Source organism: Alcaligenes faecalis, from assembly GCF_005311025.1.
GTDB classification, from domain to species: Bacteria; Pseudomonadota; Gammaproteobacteria; order Burkholderiales; family Burkholderiaceae_B; genus Alcaligenes; species Alcaligenes phenolicus.
In genome coordinates this window covers 2,806,849-2,829,880 of record NZ_CP031747.1, presented here as the reverse complement: position 1 = coordinate 2,829,880, position 23,032 = coordinate 2,806,849, and the positions used below count along the sequence as shown (strand labels likewise).

Here is a 23,032-nt window from a genome sequence, read left to right as displayed (position 1 = left end):
TTATTCCTGATCGCCCTCTGGGGCTGCAGGTTGCTGCTCGGGCTCGGAGGCACCGGACACAAAGACCGGATCTTCCGAAGGCTCAGGAGCCGATGCAAACGGGTTTTCCAGTTCACGGGCTGCTTTGCGCTCTGCCACTTCAAAGGCTTCTTTTTCCTTGCGGGCGGAATGGAAGGCCATACCGGTACCAGCAGGAATCAGACGACCCACGATCACGTTTTCTTTCAGACCACGCAGATCGTCGGTTTTGCCCATGATGGCCGCTTCGGTCAACACGCGGGTGGTTTCCTGGAAGGAAGCCGCCGAGATGAAGGAGTCGGTCGACAGCGAGGCCTTGGTAATACCCAGCAGCACGTTTTCGTACGTAGCTGGAATACCGTTTTCGGCCAGAACGCGATCGTTCTCGTTCAGCAGTTCGGAGCGTTCAACCTGTTCACCCGTGATGAAGTTGGTATCACCGGCATCCACAATGTTCACGCGGCGCAGCATCTGACGAACAATCACTTCAATGTGCTTGTCGTTGATCTTCACACCCTGCAGACGGTAAACGTCCTGCACTTCGTTAACAATGTAGTTGGCCAGCTTCTCGATACCCTTCAAGCGCAGGATGTCGTGCGGATCGGCTGGGCCGTCCACAATCATCTCGCCCTTGTTCACCACTTGACCGTCGTGAGCCAGAACCTGTTTTTCCTTCGGAATCAGGAACTCGTGGCTGACGCCGTCCAGGTCGGTAATGACCAGACGCTGTTTGCCCTTGGTGTCCTTACCGAAGGAAACCGTACCTGTAACTTCGGCCAGCAGGCCGGCGTCCTTGGGCGAACGAGCTTCGAACAGTTCGGCCACACGTGGCAGACCACCGGTAATGTCTCGAGTCTTTTGCGATTCCTGAGGAATACGCGCCAGAATCTCACCCACGGACACTTGCTGACCGTCGCGAACGGTAATCAGCGCGCCCACCGGGAAGGAGATATTGACCATGTGATCGGTACCAGCGATCTTGATCTCCTGACCTTGCTCGTTCAGCAGCTTGATCTGAGGACGCATGGTGATCTTGCCACCACGTGTCTTGGGAGTGATCACAACCAGAGTCGACAGACCGGTCACTTCGTCCACCTGACGAGCCACGGTCACGCCTTCTTCGATGTTCTCGAAGCGAACGGTACCGGTGTACTCGGACACGATAGGACGGGTCAGCGGATCCCAGCTTGCCAGACGCTGGCCAGCCTTGATGGCTTCACCATCGCCCACCGTAATGGTGGCACCGTAAGGCACTTTGTGGCGTTCACGTTCACGACGGTTGTCGTCAAAAATGACGATTTCACCGGAACGGGAGATCGCAACGCGTTCGCCCTTGGCGTTGGTCACATAGCGCAGACCAATTTCAAAACCGACCGTACCAGCCGTCTTGGTTTCCACCGAGCTTGCCAGCGCTGCACGCGAAGCCGCACCACCAATGTGGAACGTACGCATGGTCAGCTGAGTACCCGGTTCACCGATGGACTGAGCAGCGATAACACCGATGGCTTCACCACGGTTAACCAGCATACCGCGGCCCAGATCGCGACCGTAGCAGCTTGCGCACAAGCCGTGACGGGTTTCGCAAGTCAGCGGAGTGCGGATCTTGACTTCATCAATACCCAGGTTGTCGATCAGGTCGACCAGGTCCTCGTTCAGCAAGGTGCCGGCGGGGATAACCAGTTCCTGATTGTCAGGGTTGACGATGTCGGTCGAGGCCACGCGGCCCAGAATCAGATCGCGCAGGGGCTCGATAACCTCACCACCATCCAGGATGGCTTTCATGGTGTAGCCGCCCTTGGTACCGCAATCGTCTTCGGTAATGACCAGATCTTGAGTCACGTCGACCAGACGACGAGTCAGGTAACCGGAGTTAGCCGTCTTCAACGCCGTATCGGCCAGACCCTTACGAGCACCGTGAGTCGAAATAAAGTACTGCAGTACGTTCAGACCTTCACGGAAGTTCGCGGTAATAGGCGTTTCAATAATGGAGCCATCAGGCTTGGCCATCAGACCACGCATACCAGCCAGCTGACGAATCTGTGCAGCCGAACCACGAGCACCGGAGTCCGCCATCATGTAGATGGAGTTGAAGGACTCTTGACGTACTTCTTCACCAAAACGGTTGGTCACTGGCTCGGAAGCCAGTTGCTCCATCATGGCCTTACCCACGCGGTCACCGGCTTTGCCCCAGATGTCCACTACGTTGTTGTAGCGTTCCTGAGCGGTCACCAGACCCGAGGAGTACTGCTTGTCAATTTCTTTAACTTCGTTGCTAGCCTGAGCCAGGATACTTTCCTTGACGACAGGCACAACCATGTCATTCATGGCGATGGAAATACCACCACGAGTTGCCAGACGGAAACCGGACTGCATCAACTTGTCGGCAAAAATCACGGTGGCACGCAGGCCGCAGCGACGGAAGGACTGGTTGATCAGACGCGAAATTTCTTTCTTCTTCAACGCACGGTTCAGTGCGGTGAAAGGCATGCCCTTGGGCAGAATTTCGGACAGCAAGGCACGGCCAGCAGTCGTTTCGTAACGCTTGATGGTCTTGACCCACTCACCGTCTTCGCCCTTCTCGAATTCTTCGATACGGACGGTCAGACGAGTTTGCAGCTCGACTTCCTTGTTGTCGTAGGCGCGCTGAACTTCAGCCACGTCGGCCATGAACAAGCCTTCGCCCTTGCCGTTTACCAGTTCGCGGGTCGCATAGTACAGACCCAACACGATATCCTGGGAAGGAACGATGGATGGTTCGCCGTTGGCGGGGAACAGCACGTTGTTGGAGGCCAGCATCAAAGTGCGCGCTTCCAGCTGGGCTTCCAGCGACAGCGGCACGTGAACGGCCATCTGGTCACCGTCAAAGTCAGCGTTAAAGGCGGCACACACCAGGGGGTGCAGCTGAATCGCTTTACCTTCGATCAGGACCGGTTCAAAAGCCTGAATACCCAAACGGTGCAGCGTAGGCGCACGGTTTAGCATCACGGGATGCTCGCGGATCACCTCTTCGAGGATGTCCCACACCACCGGTTCCTGGCTTTCCACCAACTTCTTGGCTGCCTTGATGGTCGTAGCCAGACCCATCAATTCCAGACGGTTGAAGATGAAAGGCTTGAACAGTTCCAGCGCCATCAGCTTGGGCAGACCGCACTGGTGCAGCTTCAACTGAGGACCCACCACAATCACGGAACGACCGGAGTAGTCCACGCGCTTGCCCAGCAGGTTCTGACGGAAACGACCGCTCTTGCCCTTGATCATGTCGGCCAGGGACTTCAGTTGACGCTTGTTGGCGCCGGTCATGGCCTTACCGCGACGACCGTTATCCAGCAAGGAGTCCACGGACTCTTGCAGCATACGTTTTTCGTTGCGCAAGATGATGTCCGGTGCCTTCAGTTCCAGCAGACGCTTCAAACGGTTATTACGGTTGATAACGCGGCGGTACAGATCGTTCAGGTCGGAAGTGGCAAAGCGGCCGCCGTCCAGCGGTACCAGCGGACGCAGGTCCGGTGGCAGCACGGGCAGCACTTCCATGATCATCCAGTCTGGCTTGATGCCGGATTTCTGGAAGCCTTCCAGCACTTTCAGACGCTTGGAGATCTTCTTGATCTTGGCATCCGAGCCGGTGGCTTTCAGTTCGGCACGCAGGCGCTCGACTTCGCGATCGATGTCGATCGTACGCAGCAGTTCGCGCACCGCTTCCGCGCCCATCAGGGCGTGGAAGTCGTCACCGTATTCTTCGGTCTTGGCCAGGAAATCGTCATCGGACATGATCTGACCGCGCTTGAGCGGGGTCATGCCAGGTTCGATGACGCACCATGCTTCAAAGTACAGCACGCGCTCGATGTCACGCAGGGTCATGTCCAGCACCATGCCCAGACGGGATGGCAGGCTCTTCAGGAACCAGATGTGAGCAACCGGGCAGGCCAGTTCAATGTGACCCATGCGCTCGCGACGCACCTTGGAGACGGTGACTTCAACGCCACACTTCTCGCAGATGACGCCACGGTGCTTCAGGCGCTTGTACTTGCCGCACAGACATTCGTAGTCCTTGATGGGACCAAAAATCTTGGCGCAGAACAGACCATCGCGCTCGGGTTTGAACGTGCGATAGTTGATGGTCTCTGGCTTGCGGACTTCACCGAAAGACCAGGACCGGATTTTCTCGGGCGAGGCGATGCCGATCTTGATGGCATCGAACTGCTCGTCCTGAGTGACTTGTTTAAAGAGATCGAGTAGCGCTTTCATTATTTACGCTCCAAATCCATGTCCAGGGACAAGGAACGGATTTCCTTGACCAGAACGTTAAAGGACTCCGGCATACCGGCGTCGATCACGTGGTCACCCTTGACAATATTCTCGTAGACCTTGGTACGGCCGGCGATGTCGTCGGATTTAACCGTGAGCATTTCCTGCAGGGTGTAGGCGGCGCCATACGCTTCCAGCGCCCAGACTTCCATCTCCCCGAAACGCTGACCACCGAACTGAGCCTTACCACCCAGCGGCTGCTGAGTAACCAGGGAGTACGGACCGGTCGAACGAGCGTGCATCTTGTCATCGACCAGGTGATGCAGCTTCAGGTAGTGCATGTAGCCTACGGTGACCATACGCTCAAAGGCTTCGCCGGTACGACCGTCAAACAGGCGAACCTGCGTGCGGTGTGGTGCCAGCTGCAGTTTCTCGGCGATGTCGTCAGGGTAGGCCAGACGCAACATCTGGTCGATTTCCTGCTCGGTTGCACCGTCGAACACTGGCGTAGCCAATGGCAGACCTTTCTGCAAGTTGGTGGCCATGTTCATCACTTCGTCGTCAGTCAACTCGTTGATGCGAGTCTTCTTGCCGGCAGTGTTGTAGACCTTGTCCAGGAACGCGCGCAGTTCGGAAACCTGCACGTTCTTTTCTTCTTGCATCATGTCGTTGATGCGGTGGCCAATACCTTTGGCAGCCCAACCCAGGTGAACTTCCAGAACCTGACCCACGTTCATACGCGAAGGCACGCCCAGCGGGTTCAGAACGATGTCCACAGGGGTACCGTCAGCCATGTGCGGCATGTCTTCCACGGGAACGATGCGGGAAACCACACCCTTGTTACCGTGACGGCCAGCCATCTTGTCACCAGGCTGCAGACGACGCTTAACAGCCAGGTAAACCTTGACCATCTTCAGCACGCCAGGAGGCAGCTCGTCGCCTTGAGTGAGCTTCTTGCGCTTTTCTTCAAAAGCCAAGTCGAACTGGTGACGCTTTTGCTCCAAGGATTCCTTGGTGTGCTCCAGCACCAGTGCGTGTTGCTCGTCTGCCAGACGGATGTCGAACCACTGCCAGCGATCCAGATCGTTCAGGTAATCAGCAGTCAGCTCGGTGCCCTTGGGCAGTTTGCGTGGACCACCGTTGACGGTTTTGCCGACCAGGAACTTCAAGGCACGGTCAAAGGCGTCGTCTTCAACGATTTGCAGCTGGTCGTTCAGGTCCTGACGGTAGCGACGCAGTTCATCATCAATGATGGACTGAGCACGCTTGTCACGCTCGATACCTTCACGGGTAAAGACTTGAACGTCGATCACCGTACCGACCATGCCCGAAGGCACGCGCAGGGAGGTGTCTTTAACGTCAGAGGCTTTTTCACCAAAAATGGCGCGCAGCAGCTTTTCTTCCGGCGTCAGCTGGGTTTCACCCTTGGGTGTCACTTTACCGACCAGCACGTCGTCGGCACGCACTTCGGCGCCGATGTACACAATGCCGGAATCGTCCAGACGGTTCAGCTGAATTTCGGACAGGTTGCTGATATCGCGGGTGATATCCTCAGGTCCCAGCTTCGTGTCACGGGCAACAACCGTCAACTCTTCGATGTGAACCGACGTGTAGCGATCGTCAGCCACGACCTTCTCGGAGATCAGAATCGAGTCCTCGAAGTTGTAGCCGTTCCAGGGCATGAAGGCGATCAGCATGTTCTGACCCAGAGCCAATTCGCCCAGGTCAGTCGATGCGCCGTCAGCCAGCACGTCACCACGAGCCACGATATCGCCACGTTTGACGATAGGACGCTGGTTGATGTTGGTGTTCTGGTTGGAACGGGTGTACTTGGTCATGTTGTAGATATCTACACCGACCTCGCCAGCCACGTTCTCGTCATCGTGCACGCGAATAACCACGCGCTGTGCGTCAACGTCTACAACCACACCGCCACGACGGGCTTGTACGGTGGTACCCGAGTCAACAGCAACAGTACGTTCGATACCGGTACCGACCAAAGGCTTCTCAGGGCGCAGGCAAGGAACTGCCTGACGCTGCATGTTGGCGCCCATCAGTGCTCGGTTGGCGTCATCGTGCTCCAGGAACGGAATCAGCGAAGCAGCCACAGACACGATCTGCGAAGGAGCCACGTCCATGTAATGGATGTTCTCTGGCGCAGTCATCATGGTTTCGCCAGCTTCACGGCAGGCAACCAGATCGTCAGCAAAGGCACCGTCTTCGGTCAACTCGGCGTTAGCCTGAGCGATGACGTAATTGCTTTCTTCAATAGCCGACAGGTAATCGATCTGTTCACTGACCTTGCCGTCAACAATCTTGCGGTAAGGCGTTTCCAGGAAACCGTACTCGTTCAGACGAGCGTACAGCGCCATGGAGTTGATCAGACCAATGTTTGGACCTTCAGGCGTTTCAATCGGGCACACGCGACCGTAGTGGGTTGGGTGCACGTCGCGCACCTCAAAGCCCGCACGTTCACGAGTCAGACCACCAGGGCCCAGTGCCGAAACACGACGCTTGTGCGTGATCTCGGACAGCGGGTTGGTTTGGTCCATAAATTGCGACAGCTGGCTGGAACCGAAGAACTCCTTGACAGCCGCAGAGATGGGCTTGGAGTTGATCAGATCGTGCGGCATCAGGTTTTCGGTCTCGGCCTGGCCCAGACGTTCCTTGACGGCACGTTCCACACGCACCAGACCGGCGCGGAACTGGTTTTCAGCCAATTCGCCCACGCAACGAACACGACGGTTACCCAGGTGATCGATATCGTCGATCTGACCGCGGCCGTTACGCAGATTCACCAGCACCTGAATGGTGTCCAGAATGTCTTCGTCGGTCAGGGTCATGGGACCTTCAATGCTGTCACCACGGCCCAGACGGCTGTTCACCTTCATGCGACCCACGCGCGACAAGTCGTAGGACTCTTCGCTGTAGAACAGACGGTTGAACAAAGCCTCAACCGCTTCTTCGGTTGGTGGCTCGCCGGGACGCATCATGCGATAGATCGCGATGCGGGCAGCATTGGAATCCGCTGTTTCGTCCGTGCGCAGGGTCAGGGAGATAAAGCCGCCCTGATCCAGTTCGTTGACGTACAGGGTCTCGAAATCACGCACATTGGCTGCGCGCATTTCGGCCAGAATGGATTCGGTAATTTCGTCGTTGGCGTTGGCAATCACCTCGCCGGTTTCGGCGTTGATGATGTTCTTGGCCAGCACACGACCCAGAAGGAAATCTTCCGGGATGGAAATGTATTCGATCTTGGCTGCTTGCAGGTCGCGCAAATGCTTGGCATTGATACGCTTGTCCTTTTCAACCAGTACGCGACCATCACGGTCGGTAATGTCGAAACGGGCAACCTCGCCCTTCCAGTGTTCTGGAACGAATTGCAGCTTGCCACCTTCCTGGTGCAGTTCGATGTGATCGAACTCGAAGAAGTGGGCCAGGATCTGTTCTGGCGTCAGGCCAATGGCCTTCAGCAAGATAGTCACAGGCATCTTGCGACGACGGTCGATACGGAAGAACAGAATGTCCTTGGGATCGAACTCGAAGTCCAGCCAGGAACCACGGTAAGGAATCACGCGAGCCGAGAACAGCAACTTACCCGAGCTGTGCGTTTTACCGCGGTCGTGTTCAAAGAACACGCCGGGGGAACGGTGCAGCTGGGAAACGATGACTCGTTCGGTACCGTTGATCACAAAAGAGCCGTTATCAGTCATCAGGGGCATTTCGCCCATGTAGACTTCTTGCTCTTTTACTTCCTTGACGGTAGGCTTGCTCACCTCGCGGTCCATAAGGACCAGACGAACCTTCGCCCGCAAGGGGGAAGCATAGGTCAAACCACGAAGTTGACACTCTTTGACGTCGAACACCGGCTCGCCGAGCGTATAGCTCACGAACTCTAGCCGCGCCATTTGGTTATGGCTTACTATTGGAAATATGGAACTGAAAGCTTCCTGCAAGCCTTCAACCTTACGCTGAGAAGGCAGCGTGTCCTTCTGCAAGAAGGTTCTGAAAGAATGCAGCTGGGTAGCCAACAGGTAAGGAACCTGCTGTACGTCTTCACGTTTGGCGAAGCTCTTGCGTATGCGCTTTTTTTCGGTGTACGAATAAGGCATGAGCACTCCGACTCAAGGGTTACACGGACCGTCAACCACGGCCCTGGTTTACGACTCTAAAAAACCCGACTTTCTACAATACTAATTAAAAATCATGGGTTTTCTGGAAACGCAAAAGCCCGGGAAGGCTTGAAACGCATTCCCGGGCATCTATCGATACTCTTACTTGAGCTCGATCTTGGCGCCAGCTTCTTCCAGCTTCTTCTGAGCGTCTTCAGCATCAGCTTTGGACAAGCCTTCTTTAACAGCCTTAGGAGCACCGTCAACCAAGTCTTTGGCTTCTTTCAGGCCCAGACCGGTGATTTCGCGCACGACTTTAATGACGCTAACTTTGTTTGCGCCAACGTCAGCCAGGAACACGGTGAATTCGGTTTGCTCTTCAGCGGCAGCAGCAGCGCCACCAGCAGCAGGAGCTGCAACAGCAACAGCGGCGGCAGCAGCCGACACACCGAATTTTTCTTCCATTTCTTTGATCAGCTCGGACAGTTCGAGCACGGACATTGCGCCGATGGCGTCAAGGATTTCAGCTTTAGTAGCCATTTTTAAGAACTCCAGATATTAGGTAAATGCCAGGTTTGGTTGTCGTTCGCAACGACGAAGTTTCCTGAAGGAAAACTGCTTACGCAGCTTCTTTCTGATCGCGCACAGCCGCCAGGCCGCGAACAAACTTGGTGGGAACTTCGTTAAGCGTACGCACAAAAGTAGCGATAGGTGCTTGCATGGTGCCCAGCAGTTTCGCCAGCAATTCTTCGCGCGAGGGCATTGTGGCCAGAGCCTTAACACCATCAGCATTCAGAACGCTATTGGGCAGCGCACCGCCCATGATGACCAATTTGTCATTGGTCTTGGCAAAATCTGCAACGACTTTCGCCGCAGCAACGGGATCTTCACTGATGGCGTACATCAGAGGACCCACGAGCTGGCTGGAGATACCGTCAAACGAGGTACCTGCCAACGAACGACGAACCAGGGTGTTTTTCAACACACGCAGGTAGACGCCAGACTCACGCGCTTTTTTGCGCAATACGGTAGCAGAAGCGACGTCCAGACCACGGTACTCGGCGATAATGATCGATTGGGCCTTTGCCAGTTCGGCAGTGACTTCTTCGATGACTACCGCTTTCTCTTCACGATTGAGACTCACGGTTGAACACTCCTTCAAACGATGTCGGGAAGGCTTCCCAACATCAACCGAATGCGGCGCACCTGGACGAGTTCTATAACGAATTCTTCCACGGGCGCCGTCTACGTTGGATGGGACGTTCTGCCCCGATTAAGCAGTGAGATGACAAGTCAGCCAACTGCTCCAACGGTCTTTGACAGCAGTGACCCTGTAAACAGGATCACAGCCCAAAGTTCTTTTTTTCTAACTGTTGATTAAACAGTCAGAGATGCAATTTCAACACGTGCACCGCCACCCATGGTGGAGGACACGGCAACCTTGCGCAGGTAAACACCCTTGGCAGCGGCTGGACGAGCCTTGTTCAAGGCGTCAACCAGGGCAACCAGGTTGGTCTGCAGCTGTTCAACGTTGAACGAAGCGCGACCAATGGTGCTGTGAATGATACCGGCCTTGTCAGTACGGTATTGAACTTGACCAGCCTTGGCGTTCTTAACAGCCGTAGCAACGTCAGGAGTCACAGTACCAACCTTGGGGTTTGGCATCAGGCCACGAGGGCCCAGAACCTGACCCAGGGTACCGACAACACGCATGGTGTCAGGCGAAGCGATCACAACGTCAAAGTCCATCTGACCGGCTTTGATTTGCTCAGCCAGGTCGTCCAGACCAACGATGTCAGCACCAGCTTCACGAGCGGCGTCGGCTTTTTCGCCTTGGGCGAAAACGGCAACACGCACGGTTTTACCGGTACCAGCAGGCAGAACCACGGAGCCACGGACCAGTTGGTCGGACTTACGAGGATCAATGCCCAGCTGAACAGCGATATCGATGGATTCGTCGAACTTGGCAGTGGCAGTATCTTTCACCAGGGCCAGAGCTTCGGCCACAGGGTAGAACTTGTTGCGGTCGATCTTGGCAGCAATAGCGGCTGCGCGTTTGCTTACTTTAGCCATGACTTACACCACCCCTTCAACGTTGATGCCCATGCTGCGAGCGCTACCAGCGATGGTACGCACAGCGGCGTCCAGATCGGCAGCGGTCAGGTCGGGTTGTTTGGTCTTGGCGATTTCTTCAGCCTGAGCGCGGGTCAGCGTACCGACTTTATCCACGTTAGGACGTGCAGAACCGGATTTGATACCAGCAGCCTTTTTGATCAGGATGGTTGCTGGAGGAGTCTTCATGATGAACGTGAAGCTCTTGTCAGCAAAAGCGGTGATCACCACAGGAATTGGCAGACCGGGTTCCAGACCCTGTGTCTGGGCGTTGAACGCCTTGCAGAATTCCATGATGTTCAGACCGCGCTGACCCAGCGCTGGACCGATTGGAGGGGATGGGTTTGCCTTACCAGCTGGGACTTGCAGCTTGATAAAGCCGACGATTTTCTTCGCCATGCTTAGCTCCTTGCGGGTGATGACGCCTGGCACATGATGCGACAGGCTTCCCGGGGGTTGTAATTAATCAGGTCTTTTCGACTTGATCGAAATCGAGTTCAACGGGGGTGGCGCGACCGAAAATAGTAACGGTGACACGAACCTTGTTTTTCTCGTAGTTAACTTCTTCGACGTTACCGTTAAAGTCTGCAAACGGACCGTCCTTGACGCGTACCAGTTCGCCAACCTCGAACAGCACTTTGTGCCGTGGCTTCTCAACGCCCTCTTCCATTTGCGACAGGATTTTTTCCACTTCGCGCTCGGAGATGGGAGCGGGACGGTTACCGGAACCGCCCAAAAAGCCGGTGACTCGCGGCGTACTTTTTACCAAGTGCCAGGTTTCGTCGGTCAAGGCCATCTCGACCAGAACGTAACCAGGGTAAATACGTCGCTCTGTAATTGATTTCTTGCCGTTCTTTACTTCAACGACTTCTTCCGATGGAACCAGAATGCGACCAAACGCTTCTTGGAGATCAGCGCGTTCAATGCGCTCCACCAGAGCTTTGTGCACGCTTTTTTCCATGCCGGAATAAACGTGAACCACATACCAGCGTTTGCTCATGTGTGCCCTTTATTTCCAGCCCAGCAACAGGCCATAAATGATCCAGCCGAGCCCTTTGTCAATCAGCCACAACAAGATGGCCATAACGGCAACAAACACAAAGACGATACCCGTCATTTGCGTTGCTTCTTTACGGGATGGCCAGTGAACGCGACGCACTTCCGTGTAGGCATCACGAGAAAAAGCGACCAGGCGGCGGCCTGTATCGCTAAACCAGATGATCAATACGGCGACGATTAAGCTGGCAACAAATACCCCAGCGCGAACCAGTGAATTTTGGCCATCCAGAACGGAATAGCCAACAATACCGGCGGCGACGACTAGGACCGCTAGGCCCAGCTTGATGCGCTCGGAACCTCGGTTAACGGTTTCTACGTTGGTATTCGACATATTCCGACGAGTGACGCCACGCGAGGTGGTGGCGAGTGACTGTGGTGGCAGGGGCAGAAGGAATCGAACCCTCAACCTTCGGTTTTGGAGACCGACGCTCTGCCAATTGAGCTATACCCCTATACCTTGACAAACCGTAGCGCGTTACTTTGCTACGTTTGGCTTTTAGGCAAAAGAGGATATTAACCTCTTTCGCCCAAAATTACTACTCTTTTTTTACTTGATGATTTTTGCAACCACGCCAGCGCCAACGGTACGGCCGCCTTCGCGAATAGCGAAGCGCAGACCTTCTTCCATGGCGATAGGAGCGATCAGGGACACTTTCATCGAAATGTTGTCGCCTGGCAGAACCATTTCCTTGTCTTCTGGCAGCTCGATGGTGCCGGTCACGTCAGTCGTACGGAAGTAGAACTGAGGACGGTAGCCCTTGAAGAAAGGAGTGTGACGACCACCTTCTTCTTTGGACAGAATGTACACCTCGGCGTCGAAGTCGGTGTGTGGCTTGATCGAACCGGGTTTGGCCAGAACCTGACCACGTTCCACGTCTTCACGCTTGGTACCACGCAGCAGCAGACCGACGTTATCGCCAGCTTCGCCCTGGTCCAGCAGTTTGCGGAACATTTCAACGCCGGTACAAATGGTCTTGACCGTGTCTTTGATACCCACGATTTCGATTTCTTCGCCGACTTTGATGATGCCGCGCTCAATACGACCGGTCACAACCGTACCACGGCCGGAGATCGAGAACACGTCTTCAACAGGCATCAGGAACGTACCGTCAACGGCACGCTCAGGCGTAGGAATGTAGCTGTCCAGCGCTTCGGCCAGAGCCAGAACGGCTTGGCTGCCCAGTGGGCCTTCGTCGCCTTCCAGAGCCAGTTTGGCCGAACCCTTGATGATCGGGGTGTCGTCGCCAGGGAAGTCGTACTTGGACAACAGTTCGCGAACTTCCATTTCAACCAGTTCGATCAGCTCTTCGTCATCAACCATGTCGGCCTTGTTCAGGAACACGATGATGTAAGGAACGCCAACCTGACGGCTCAGCAGGATGTGCTCGCGAGTCTGGGGCATTGGGCCGTCAGCGGCCGAGCAAACCAAAATAGCGCCGTCCATCTGGGCAGCACCGGTAATCATGTTCTTGACGTAGTCAGCGTGGCCGGGGCAGTCAACGTGAGCGTAGTGACGGTTAGGCGTTTCGTACTCAACGTGCGACGTGCTGATGGTGATACCACGTGCTTTTTCTTCAGGGGCGTTGTCGATCTGCGAGTAATCGCGCGCTTCGCCGCCGTATGCCTTGGACAGAACCGTGCAGATTGCAGCGGTCAGAGTGGTTTTACCGTGGTCAACGTGACCGATAGTACCGACGTTGACGTGCGGTTTAGTCCGTTCAAACTTGCCTTTAGCCATGGCAGACTCCTGAAGGGATAGAACGATATAGAGAAGAGAGATGTGGTGCCCATGACGCGGATCGAACGCGTGACCTCTCCCTTACCAAGGGAGTGCTCTACCACTGAGCCACATGGGCATTCAACTTCAGCCGAGAGTGGCTAAAGATTTTTACCTGGAGCGGGTGAAGGGGATCGAACCCTCGTCTTAAGCTTGGAAGGCTTCTGCTCTACCATTGAGCTACACCCGCAGACTTTTCTTCACCCTCTCCTAAAGTCGCCTTGCTGGCTGACTCTAGAAAAGTGCTGGTGGTGGGAGTTGGATTCGAACCAACGTAGGCGCAGGGCCAACAGATTTACAGTCTGCCTCCTTTAACCACTCGGACATCCCACCCGAAGCGAAAATCGAATTATGGACATGTTTTAAGAGGTCGTCAAGCCTTTTGGGAAGAAAACTGAATAATTCGATGAATTTTTTAAAAAAACTGGATTTTGGGTGCTTTTCTTACTGGTTTTGTCACTGTTTTCAGGCGTTAGACATGCCGCTTTTGAATGCTTTCAAAACTGGGAAATCACGGTGAAATACGGGTAAACACATAGATTTTTTTCTGTTTTCAGCGCTTATTTTTGTAAGCAAAAGATACGAAACCGGATTTTTCACTTTTAATCCGGCTCTCGGACGTCTTCCCTGCTCTGTTCCCTGACTTGCTTGGAGTTCCTCTTGCTGTTTTCCACTGGCCGGGGCACAAGCAAGCAAGCAATCTGAAAACCTTGCAGCCATGAACTACCTCCAGAAAGAAGCTTGGATTGCTGATGAACTTTACTTAAGAAGGAGCAATCCATCATTCCAGAAGTTGTTCCAGTTCATCTCCCACCAGCTGCTTCTTTTTTTCAGCCAAATACTGCTCAGTAGCAAAACACGGGGCATGGCAAGGAAAAAGCCGACCTGAGGTCGGCTTTTCTACATCAACTGCATCGCTTTCAGCGTGGCGCGGGCCTGACTTAATCGTCCGTTTGCTCCAGCAAGGACGACAGCCCCTGCTTTTCCAGCAAAGCATTCAAATGCTCCCAGCCATGGAAAGCGATCTGCAACTGGCCCTTGTCCTTGGCACCGACCTTCAAGGTCACCTTGGTACCCAGGTGGTCAGACAGCACCTTTTCAAAGCGCTGTACGTCGCCATTGCGGTTCGCCTTGCTCTGGGCCTGCTTGCTGGCAGGCTCGTCATCCTCGTGCAAAGCACGGGCGACCAGCTTCTCGGTTTCACGTACCGACAGACGGCGGGCAATCACCTCGTTGGCCAACATGATCTGACGGGCAGCGTCCACAGCCAGCAAGGCACGAGCGTGACCCATATCGATGTCGCCGGCCAGCAGCATGATCTGCACAGGCTCTGCCAGGTTGATCAGACGCAGCAGGTTGCTGGTGGTCGAACGCGAACGGCCAATCGCCTGAGCGGCCTGCTCATGAGTCAGACCGAACTCGTCCAGTAAACGCTTCACACCTTGCGCCTCTTCCAGCGGATTCAGATCTTCACGCTGGATGTTCTCGATCAGTGCCATGATGGCGGCGTTCTCGTCGCCTACCTCGCGCACCAGAACGGGCACTTCTTCCAGACCAGCAATTTGCGACGCACGGAAACGACGTTCACCGGCGATGATTTCGTATTTGCCCTTGTCCTTACCCGACAGAGGACGCACCAGAATAGGCTGCATCACGCCTTGTGCGCGAATGGACTCGGCCAGCTCGTTCAAGGCGCCCTCGTCCATGCGAGTACGCGGCTGATACACCCCAGCCTTGAGCAGTTTGACGGGCAGGTTGGAAGGTGGGCCATCGCTCACCGTCGCTTCGCCCTTTTTCCCGATGGTTGCGATAGCGCCTGCGTCTGCGCCGAGCAAGGCATCCAAGCCTCGACCTAGACCTTTTGGTTTTCGTGTAGCCATGCTTACATTCCTATTGATTCTTGTGTGCCTTATGCCTTGTCGCTGCGGGATTCTTTCTTCAAGCGCTTGATCAGCTCTTTACCAAAGTCCATATAGGCCTTGGCACCCCGGGAGTTCTTGTCATACACAATACCTGGCATACCGTGGCTTGGCGCTTCAGCCAAACGTACGTTACGTGGCACCACCGTCTTGAACACCTTATCGCCAAAGTGTGTCTCGATCTGATTGGAGACTTGCTGCTGCAAAGTTACGCGGCCATCAAACATCACCCGCAGCAAACCAATCAACTCCAAATCCGGGTTGATATTGCGATAGACCCGTTTAACCGTGTTGACCAGATCCGACAGCCCTTCCAGCGCAAAGTACTCGCACTGCATGGGGATGATGACCCCGTGAGCACTGGCCAAACCATTTAACGTCAGTAAGGACAAGGTAGGCGGGCAGTCGATCAGCACAAAATCGTAATCGTCCAACACCTGAGCCAGAGCCTGTTTAAGTTGTTGCTCACGCTCTTGCATCTGGATCAGGTCGATTTCTGCGCCCGACAGCTCCCTATTGGAAGGCAGGACGTCATAGCCACCTGTTTCTGAATGCATCTTTACGTTAGCAATGCTTTCGTCGCCAATCAGAACTTGGTACAAATTACCAGACAGGCTGTTTTTATCAATACCACTACCCATGGTGGCATTGCCCTGAGGATCCAGGTCAATCAATAAAACCTTTTTCTTCAGCACAGCAAGAGCAGCTGCCAAATTAATTGCTGTGGTCGTCTTGCCAACCCCGCCCTTTTGGTTCGCAATACAAAACACATAGGCACGGGGAGATTTATCGTCTTTTTTACTCATGATTATCCTTGCTGCACCAACCACACTAGACAACGCTGTGCCTCTAGCTCCGGTACGGTTAATGATTCTATTCGTTCGACCCGCCAGTTACTTTCAGATTGCAATGCCGCTATTTCTTGATCAGGTTCTTTACCCTTCATAGCCGCAATGCGTCCACCTGGACGAACATGCCTGCCTGCCAAATTTACGAAATCAAGCAGCGAAGAAAAAGCTCGGGAAACCACAATATCTGCCTGCATGGGTTCCAGCTGCTCTACACGCACATGCATCGCCGACAAATTGGGCAGAGCCAAAGCACCAACCATTTGTCGAACAAATGCCATTTTTTTCTCGACAGCATCAATACAGCTAATGTTCCACGTGGAACATGATGCTGCCAAAACAACTCCCGGCAAACCTGCCCCTGAACCTACATCTACAATCTTTACCGATTCTTGTGTCTGTGTATTGTTGCCGGCCAGATAGTTCTGAAACGGACGGACAATCGACAGGCTATCAAAAATGTGTTGCACCAGCATTTGATCTGGGTCACGCAGGGCGGTCAGATTATAGGTACGGTTCCAACGCTGCAATTGATTTATATAATCCAGTAGCTTGCGTACCAGGACAGGGTCCTGATCCAGACCCAAATCCAGCAGGGCCTGATTCAGGCGTTTTGAAAAAATATCGCTCATGCCGTTTGTTTGTTCTTTTGCTTGCGCTTCAGGTGTACCAACAATAAAGAAACCGCCGCAGGTGTCACACCTTGAACACGCCCGGCCTGGCCAATGGTTAAAGGCTTGGCTGCCTTCAAGCGTTGGCGCACCTCAATCGACAATCCCTTGATGTCGTCGTAATCCAGGTCCTCTGGAATGGCTTGCTCTTCCAGTGCTGCCTGGCGAGTCACCTCATCCTGCTGACGCGCCACATAGCCCGCATACTTCACCTGAATTTCCACCTGCTCCACATGCACCGGATCTTCCAGACCTGGGCCTGCTACAGGCATGCCTTGGTCATTCAGCACGGCCATCAACTTGGCATAGTCCACTTCGGGCCGCTTGAGCAAATCGAAGAAGGAGTATTCCCGTTCGATATTTTTACCTAACAGTGCATTTGCTTGTTCGGCAGGCAAATTGCGAGGGTTCACCCAGGTACCTTTCAAGCGTTCAATTTCACGTGCAACCGCATCACGTTTACGATTGAAATGATCCCAACGGGCATCATCCACCAGGCCCAACTCCCGGCCAATTTCAGTCAATCGCTGGTCGGCATTATCCTCCCGCAGACTCAAACGGTATTCGGCACGAGACGTGAACATACGGTAAGGCTCGGTCACCCCACGGGTAATCAAATCGTCTACCAACACACCCAGATAGGCTTCGTTGCGACGTGGATACCACTGCTCTTTCTCTTGTGCCAAACGCGCTGCATTCACCCCGGCCAACAAGCCCTGAGCGGCGGCTTCTTCGTAACCTGTCGTGCCATTGATCTGACCGGCAAAGAACAAGCCACGAATCTGTTTGGTCTCCAGCGTGGGGTACAGGGATCGAGGGTCAAAATAATCGTATTCAATCGCGTAACCTGGACGCATGATGCGGGCATTTTCCAAACCAGGCAGGCTGCGCACCATAGCCAACTGGATATCGAAAGGCAAGCTGGTCGAGACACCATTAGGGTAGATCTCGGTCGTGCTCAAGCCTTCAGGCTCCAAAAACACTTGGTGGCTGCTCTTGTCCGCAAAGCGATGAATCTTGTCTTCGATAGACGGGCAGTAACGCGGACCAATGCCTTCGATAGTGCCTTGGTCGCTATACATGGGCGAGCGATCCAACCCGGAACGGATGATGTCGTGGGTACGTTCGTTGGTGTGCGTAATCCAGCACGGCATCTGCTGAGGATGCATGGAAACATCGCCCATATAAGAGAACACCGGAATCGGATCGCTATCGCCAGGTTGGACTTCCAGGCGGGAGAAATCGATGGTGTTTGCATCAATACGCGGAGGGGTCCCTGTCTTCAACCGCCCTTGCGGTAACTGCAGTTCCCGCAAACGATGCGCCAAGCTGATGGACGGCGGATCCCCTGCCCGGCCCGCAGAATAATTATTCAGGCCTACGTGGACCAGACCATTCAAAAAAGTGCCTGCTGTCAGAACCACAGATTTGGCTTTGAATTCCAAGCCAATCTTGGTCACAGCACCCACGACCCGATCACCTTCCACAATCAAGTCTTCGACTGATTGCTGGAACACCATCAGGTTGGGTTGGTTTTGTAGAACCTCGCGAATAGCCTTACGGTACAAAGACCGGTCCGCCTGAGCACGAGTGGCGCGCACGGCCGGACCTTTGGAGCTATTCAGAGTACGGAATTGAATACCGGCGTGGTCGGTAGCCAACGCCATTGCCCCGCCCAGCGCATCCACTTCCTTGACCAAATGCCCCTTCCCAATCCCCCCAATAGAAGGGTTGCAGGACATCTGCCCCAAGGTATCCATATTATGGGTTAACAATAAGGTAGACACGCCGGTTCGAGCTGCCGCTAAAGCCGCTTCGGTACCAGCATGTCCGCCGCCTATGACAATAACGTCAAACTCTTCGGGATAAATCATGTCAGAACAGCTAAAAAATAAAAATCAATTATACGATTACCAGCGGAGTATGTTCCACGTGAAACACATGGAACCAATATCTGTTCCACGTGGAACACAGTTTTTTGCGTAAATACCACTGTGGATAACTTTGTGGAGAAAGGGACGCTTTTTTATCCCCAGGCCACCTTGGGAAGCACAGGCAGCGCTTGCAAAGATTTTCTTCAGCCAGAACTCCCCACGGAGCGAAGCCATAAAAGGCGCGCTTATCACTCTTAAATCCCCTAAAAGGGGCTATCTAAGCCAGTACCTCACAATAGGTGGATAAAAGCAGCCCAAGCAGGCAGCAAAATTGTGGATAACAGAGCAATAAAAAGAAATACTGCCTGAGGACCACATCCACCGTTCTACAGTGTGGCGATAAGAAAATTTCCGCTGGCCTGCGGAAAATATAAGGCGTCGATTATGTAATCCGACTACCTTGGCTACAAGAAAAAAGTGTCCTATGCGCAAAAAGACAGCTATCCAGATAGAACAGGATTTACTTGAGACGACAGATACTTTGAAGAAACAACAGCAGCACCTTTAACGCCTAGCTTAAAACCTGGGACTTAATCGAGAGGCCGAAGTTAAGACACAGGTCTAGCCAGAAAATTCCCGTGGCTACAAGACGAGCCTGCAGCGCGAGAGCTGAGGAAGCAAAACAGCAGGAGAAGCCGGGCTCGGAACCTATATAGGCAATAGCTATATCAATGTAAGAAACCGATCCTGAGTGGTCAGTTCCACGATCAACAGATACGCGCAGAATCTATGGTATTTTCGACAAGAATTTGTCTGATACTTCGCCACCCAACTTTTTACTCAAATCTGAAGCGCGGGTGCATTTTTATTATTCATATCAGTAGACCCATGCAGATCACATCCAAGCTCCCTTCTGTGGGCACCACCATCTTTACCACCATGAGCCAGCTGGCTCTGGAGCATAAGGCCATTAACCTGGGCCAGGGCTTTCCAGACTTCAATCCGGATCCAGCCCTGATTGAGGCTGTGCACCAGGCCATGCTGGATGGCATCAACCAATACCCTGCCATGGCTGGTTACCCTGCCCTGCGAGCCGCCATTGCCAGCAAGACGCAGGCTCGGTATGGCCGCCTTTACAACGTGGATACGGAAATCACCGTCACCAGTGGCGCTACTGAGGCCTTAATGGCCAGTTTCCAGGCTTTTGTGCACACAGGCGATGAGGTCGTCGTAATCGAGCCCTTCTACGATCTGTATATCCCCGCCATCGAGCTGGCCGGAGGTACCCCTGTGGCTGTCCCCATGACAGCGCCTAGCGAGGCTGTACCCTACTACCGCGTTGACTGGGACCGAGTGGAGCAAGCCATTACCAGTAAGACCCGTATGCTGGTGATCAATTTCCCACACAACCCAACCTGCACCATCTTGCAGCCCCAGGATCTGGACGCGTTGGAGCAGATTGTAGAAAAACATCCTTCCTTGATCATCTTGTCCGATGAGGTCTATGAACACCTGACCTTCGATCAGAAAGAGCATCTAAGTCTTGCTACCCGCCCTCTCCTGGCAGAACGAGCAGTAATCGTTTCTTCCTTTGGCAAAACCTTCCACGCCACAGGTTGGAAAGTAGGCTACTGCTGTGCTCCTGCCAGTCTCAGCACGGAAATTCGCAAGGTCCACCAATACACCGTCTTTACCGTTCCTAGCCCCTTACAGGCTGGTTTAGCCACCTATATGCAGGATCCAGCCACCTGGGAGAGTCTGCCCGCGTTCTACCAGGAAAAACGCGATCATTTGCATCAAGGTCTGCAGAACACCCGTTTCACTCCTATGCCCAGTGAAGGGACTTTCTTCTTGCTAGCCAGCTACGAACACATTTCGGAGCTGTCCGAGCTGGATTTTGCCAAGCATTTGAACCAGAACTATGGCGTAGGCGCGATCCCCGTGTCTGCCTTCTACCTGAATCCCAATTCTGAGCAGGCTAACCATCGTTTGCTGCGTTTTTGCTTTGCCAAGCAGCTCAACACCCTGGACCAGGCTATTGAACGCCTGAAAAAGGTCTAAAGGCTTTTTTCCCTACCTTCATCAAACCGCCGTCAGGCGGTTTTTTTGTGTCCTGATTTTTGTGGACAAGTGCAGTCATCGCAATCTTGCCTAAATCTGTCACACAAGCCCTGCAACGGCGACGTAAAACAGTAAGCATTGTCCGAAGCACAAACCATCTACCGCAAACCACAAAACCCGCATCTTGTGCCCCATAGAACGCCAAACGTGAAACGGGCAATACAGCCTTCCAGCGCTGTCCTGTTGATAACTTTGGGGGTAAACCTGATTTTTTGCCCAGTTATCGCTTCTTTTCCTTTGAGAAAAGTAAAAATCAGCCAGCTCGCAGGCCTTCCTGTTTCAGTTCATGTGGCTTGCCAAAAAACAGGCCTCAAAGTTAAAACCACAAAAAATATAGATATAAAACAAGGACTTATTTCAATATCACAAGCTTTGAACAGACTTTGCAACTGTGAAAATACACAGGTCACCAAGCCTCTTCGAGCACCACAAAATACGAGCAAGCACAAACCAACGCTTTACCCACAAAATGTGGATAAGTCAAAAATTCAAACAAGATTGACCTAGTACAAGCTCCAGGCGCAGCAATCCCTGCAGCCATAGCAAACTCTTGGCCAAACATGTAGTCCAGGTAGAACACCCCTCTTTTGCCAACCCATTCCTTTGTTTGAGTTTTTCTCATGTTGAAAGAAAACTCCGGGAACAGACGACAAAGTCGATCTTGTACGGTTCTGAAAATAAATTTTCAGCCTTTGACGCTCAGATTTCTGTATGCAAAAGCCGCATAAGCCAGCTTTGAGCGAGATCGTGATTTTTGTTCATGGACTGCATCTTAGTCGAGAACTTTTAGCTTGCAAAGGGCATGGAGCTGGCCTGCAGAGAGTTGAACTTATCTTATATAACAAGCACTTAAATCTTTTATTGGAATTATTGGATGGAGCCCTGTTGATAAGTCGAACAAGTGTCTTTAGCAGCGTTAAAACAAGAGCTTAGCGCTTTTTTTTCCGGGGATAGATCTAACGCTTACCGGTGGATGGTTTAGGTACAACTTTTAGACTTCACAAAGAAGTACCTACTTATGCCTTATGTATCCACACCCTGTTCACAATGCCCTTCCTAGAGCTTATCCACAGCAAAGAAAATTGTAACAGCGGAATATAAAGTGAATTTACCGGGTTGCTTGGATAAATCCAGTGTCTGTCATGATGATTTTCTCTGGCCAACGCAAAGCAGCCAGGTGAAAAGCGGAGCCTTCAGGTGCCTGGTCCTTGCGGCGATCGCGCCAACGAGCTCCTACGGAAAAATCCACGCAAAATGTATTTTTCTTTGCTCCATGCCAGGAAAATGGATCTATATCTTTGAATAATAAGGAATATTTAGACATTTTCGCTGTTGGTTGAGGAAAAAGCTGGCGCCAATAGTGGCCAAAAACGACAGGAATATCGTCCTGGTAGTTGTTCCACCAAGGAGTTCGGTCGGAAAAACGCCAACGGTTGCCAGCAAAAAACGGACGATCTGCGGGTCCTTCAGTGCCGGAAGTCAGCAAACGGATGGGGTTGAAGTCATTTTTGACCAAGTCGTAGTCAATGTAGGCCTGCAACAAAGGTATCAGGGCCTTTGGGTCTTCAATTTTTTCTTTCCATTCTTGTTTTGCAGCTAGATATTTATTTAGAATTCCTTTTTTTTCTGCATAAGTATCAGCTTTACGCTCACATTCAAAGAAAAAATCAAGAAAATCTTCGTTTTTAACCGATCTAATTGTATCAATAGCAGGATTATTCCAGGCTGCATGCACAATTCTTAGGTCATCTCTTTCCAATGCAATGGGTAGTGTGCTTAAAAACTCTCGGATTTTGTCTCTATTTTGAGGTTTTGCACGTATAAATGGCGAGTAATTCTTTAAATCTGACTGATATCGCTGCTCAAAATACCAACCTGATCCATCTTTTGCATCATCTATCAGTAGATTGATTTCATGATTACCTAATATTCCTTTTGCTTTATTATTATTTATCAAGGACTTAAGGTATTCAATTACAGCAGGGCTATTTGGACCTCGGTCACAATAATCTCCCACGAATATCAGGCTACGTTGCTCTGGATGAGAGCCATCTTCCTGGTAACCCAAATTTTGGATCAGTTGTTGCAAGGCCTGAAGCTCTCCGTGTACATCACCGATGATGTCTAAAGAACCAGCAGGTAAAGGCTGTACAAGAAAGTTGGGCATGGGTGAAGAGATCTTTATTTAATAATAACTATATATATAACTGGTAATGGATAATGGGTGTCTGTGGATAAGTGGCATAGATAGAAATTAAGCTTTAATTTCAGTACTT

At 52.7% G+C, this 23,032-nt stretch carries 17 protein-coding genes and 4 tRNA genes; 2 read left to right on the top strand and 19 right to left on the bottom strand.

What is annotated here, in order from left to right; all coding sequences use genetic code 11:
- The 18 genes from rpoC to mnmG form a co-directional block, all read right to left on the bottom strand.
- Positions 1 to 4,263 (bottom strand): DNA-directed RNA polymerase subunit beta', encoded by a 4,263-nt coding sequence (rpoC, locus tag D0C27_RS13060; RefSeq protein WP_035269553.1) that lies wholly within the window; start codon positions 4,261 to 4,263, stop codon positions 1 to 3.
- Positions 4,263 to 8,375, bottom strand: a complete 4,113-nt coding sequence (rpoB, locus tag D0C27_RS13055) for a DNA-directed RNA polymerase subunit beta (protein ID WP_022983337.1) — start codon at positions 8,373 to 8,375, stop codon at positions 4,263 to 4,265. The genes rpoC and rpoB overlap by 1 nt, the downstream gene beginning before the upstream one ends.
- 162 nt (positions 8,376 to 8,537) lie before the next feature.
- The gene (gene rplL / locus D0C27_RS13050; protein WP_003800851.1) at positions 8,538 to 8,915 is read right to left on the bottom strand and encodes a 50S ribosomal protein L7/L12; all 378 of its coding nucleotides are present in this window, start codon (positions 8,913 to 8,915) and stop codon (positions 8,538 to 8,540) included.
- Positions 8,916 to 8,994: 79 nt separating this feature from the next.
- Positions 8,995 to 9,519 (bottom strand): 50S ribosomal protein L10, encoded by a 525-nt coding sequence (gene rplJ, locus D0C27_RS13045; RefSeq protein WP_009464320.1) that lies wholly within the window; start codon positions 9,517 to 9,519, stop codon positions 8,995 to 8,997.
- 233 nt (positions 9,520 to 9,752) lie between these two features.
- The gene (gene rplA, locus D0C27_RS13040) at positions 9,753 to 10,448 is read right to left on the bottom strand and encodes a 50S ribosomal protein L1 (protein ID WP_026484874.1); all 696 of its coding nucleotides are present in this window, start codon (positions 10,446 to 10,448) and stop codon (positions 9,753 to 9,755) included.
- A 3-nt stretch (positions 10,449 to 10,451) separates the two neighbouring features.
- Positions 10,452 to 10,886, bottom strand: a complete 435-nt coding sequence (rplK, locus tag D0C27_RS13035) for a 50S ribosomal protein L11 (RefSeq protein WP_009464323.1) — start codon at positions 10,884 to 10,886, stop codon at positions 10,452 to 10,454.
- 67 nt (positions 10,887 to 10,953) lie between these two features.
- Positions 10,954 to 11,487: a transcription termination/antitermination protein NusG gene (nusG, locus tag D0C27_RS13030; RefSeq protein WP_009464325.1), complete on the bottom strand. Its 534-nt coding sequence runs from the start codon at positions 11,485 to 11,487 to the stop codon at positions 10,954 to 10,956.
- Positions 11,488 to 11,496: 9 nt separating this feature from the next.
- Positions 11,497 to 11,877: a preprotein translocase subunit SecE gene (secE, locus tag D0C27_RS13025; RefSeq protein ID WP_009464327.1), complete on the bottom strand. Its 381-nt coding sequence runs from the start codon at positions 11,875 to 11,877 to the stop codon at positions 11,497 to 11,499.
- Positions 11,878 to 11,922: 45 nt separating this feature from the next.
- A tRNA-Trp gene (locus D0C27_RS13020) sits at positions 11,923 to 11,998 on the bottom strand.
- 95 nt (positions 11,999 to 12,093) lie between these two features.
- Positions 12,094 to 13,284 (bottom strand): elongation factor Tu, encoded by a 1,191-nt coding sequence (gene tuf / locus D0C27_RS13015; protein ID WP_009462422.1) that lies wholly within the window; start codon positions 13,282 to 13,284, stop codon positions 12,094 to 12,096.
- Between the two features lie 43 nt (positions 13,285 to 13,327).
- Positions 13,328 to 13,402: transfer RNA gene (locus D0C27_RS13010), tRNA-Thr, on the bottom strand.
- A gap of 37 nt (positions 13,403 to 13,439) precedes the next feature.
- Positions 13,440 to 13,513: transfer RNA gene (locus D0C27_RS13005), tRNA-Gly, on the bottom strand.
- Between the two features lie 56 nt (positions 13,514 to 13,569).
- Positions 13,570 to 13,656: transfer RNA gene (locus D0C27_RS13000), tRNA-Tyr, on the bottom strand.
- 132 nt (positions 13,657 to 13,788) lie between these two features.
- Positions 13,789 to 14,043 carry a hypothetical protein gene (locus tag D0C27_RS12995; protein WP_137431132.1) on the bottom strand — a complete coding sequence of 85 codons (255 nt, stop codon included), beginning with the start codon at positions 14,041 to 14,043 and terminating at the stop codon, positions 13,789 to 13,791.
- 221 nt (positions 14,044 to 14,264) lie between these two features.
- Positions 14,265 to 15,203, bottom strand: a complete 939-nt coding sequence (locus D0C27_RS12990) for a ParB/RepB/Spo0J family partition protein (protein ID WP_009462421.1) — start codon at positions 15,201 to 15,203, stop codon at positions 14,265 to 14,267.
- A 29-nt stretch (positions 15,204 to 15,232) separates the two neighbouring features.
- A complete protein-coding gene (locus tag D0C27_RS12985) occupies positions 15,233 to 16,048 on the bottom strand; it encodes a ParA family protein (protein ID WP_137431131.1) in 816 nt (271 codons plus the stop codon).
- A 2-nt stretch (positions 16,049 to 16,050) separates the two neighbouring features.
- A complete protein-coding gene (rsmG, locus tag D0C27_RS12980) occupies positions 16,051 to 16,722 on the bottom strand; it encodes a 16S rRNA (guanine(527)-N(7))-methyltransferase RsmG (RefSeq protein WP_137431130.1) in 672 nt (223 codons plus the stop codon).
- A complete protein-coding gene (mnmG, locus tag D0C27_RS12975) occupies positions 16,719 to 18,635 on the bottom strand; it encodes a tRNA uridine-5-carboxymethylaminomethyl(34) synthesis enzyme MnmG (RefSeq protein ID WP_060186812.1) in 1,917 nt (638 codons plus the stop codon). The genes rsmG and mnmG overlap by 4 nt, the downstream gene beginning before the upstream one ends.
- A gap of 888 nt (positions 18,636 to 19,523) precedes the next feature.
- On the opposite strand from mnmG, the gene D0C27_RS12970 reads away from it, so the two are divergent.
- Complete coding sequence (locus D0C27_RS12970; protein ID WP_021447167.1) at positions 19,524 to 20,696, top strand: methionine aminotransferase; 1,173 nt, start codon at positions 19,524 to 19,526, stop codon at positions 20,694 to 20,696.
- 138 nt (positions 20,697 to 20,834) lie between these two features.
- Positions 20,835 to 21,263 (top strand): hypothetical protein, encoded by a 429-nt coding sequence (locus D0C27_RS12965; RefSeq protein ID WP_137431129.1) that lies wholly within the window; start codon positions 20,835 to 20,837, stop codon positions 21,261 to 21,263.
- Between the two features lie 601 nt (positions 21,264 to 21,864).
- On the opposite strand, the gene D0C27_RS12960 is transcribed toward D0C27_RS12965, so the two are convergent.
- Entirely contained in the window at positions 21,865 to 22,923 is a 1,059-nt protein-coding gene (locus D0C27_RS12960; protein ID WP_137431128.1) for a metallophosphoesterase, read from the bottom strand.
- Positions 22,924 to 23,032 lie beyond the last annotated feature (109 nt).

Excerpts from the sequence above, each read along its gene's own strand:
- rpoC (WP_035269553.1), bottom strand. The coding sequence starts at position 4,263 with ATGAAAGCGCTACTCGATCTCTTTAAACAAGTCACTCAGGACGAGCAG.
- rpoB (WP_022983337.1), bottom strand. The coding sequence starts at position 8,375 with ATGCCTTATTCGTACACCGAAAAAAAGCGCATACGCAAGAGCTTCGCC.
- rplL (WP_003800851.1), bottom strand. The coding sequence starts at position 8,915 with ATGGCTACTAAAGCTGAAATCCTTGACGCCATCGGCGCAATGTCCGTG.
- rplA (WP_026484874.1), bottom strand. The coding sequence starts at position 10,448 with ATGGCTAAAGTAAGCAAACGCGCAGCCGCTATTGCTGCCAAGATCGAC.
- rplK (WP_009464323.1), bottom strand. The coding sequence starts at position 10,886 with ATGGCGAAGAAAATCGTCGGCTTTATCAAGCTGCAAGTCCCAGCTGGT.
- nusG (WP_009464325.1), bottom strand. The coding sequence starts at position 11,487 with ATGAGCAAACGCTGGTATGTGGTTCACGTTTATTCCGGCATGGAAAAA.
- secE (WP_009464327.1), bottom strand. The coding sequence starts at position 11,877 with ATGTCGAATACCAACGTAGAAACCGTTAACCGAGGTTCCGAGCGCATC.
- tuf (WP_009462422.1), bottom strand. The coding sequence starts at position 13,284 with ATGGCTAAAGGCAAGTTTGAACGGACTAAACCGCACGTCAACGTCGGT.
- D0C27_RS12995 (WP_137431132.1), bottom strand. The coding sequence starts at position 14,043 with ATGGCTGCAAGGTTTTCAGATTGCTTGCTTGCTTGTGCCCCGGCCAGT.
- D0C27_RS12990 (WP_009462421.1), bottom strand. The coding sequence starts at position 15,203 with ATGGCTACACGAAAACCAAAAGGTCTAGGTCGAGGCTTGGATGCCTTG.
- D0C27_RS12985 (WP_137431131.1), bottom strand. The coding sequence starts at position 16,048 with ATGAGTAAAAAAGACGATAAATCTCCCCGTGCCTATGTGTTTTGTATT.
- rsmG (WP_137431130.1), bottom strand. The coding sequence starts at position 16,722 with ATGAGCGATATTTTTTCAAAACGCCTGAATCAGGCCCTGCTGGATTTG.
- mnmG (WP_060186812.1), bottom strand. The coding sequence starts at position 18,635 with ATGATTTATCCCGAAGAGTTTGACGTTATTGTCATAGGCGGCGGACAT.
- D0C27_RS12970 (WP_021447167.1), top strand. The coding sequence starts at position 19,524 with ATGCAGATCACATCCAAGCTCCCTTCTGTGGGCACCACCATCTTTACC.
- D0C27_RS12960 (WP_137431128.1), bottom strand. The coding sequence starts at position 22,923 with ATGCCCAACTTTCTTGTACAGCCTTTACCTGCTGGTTCTTTAGACATC.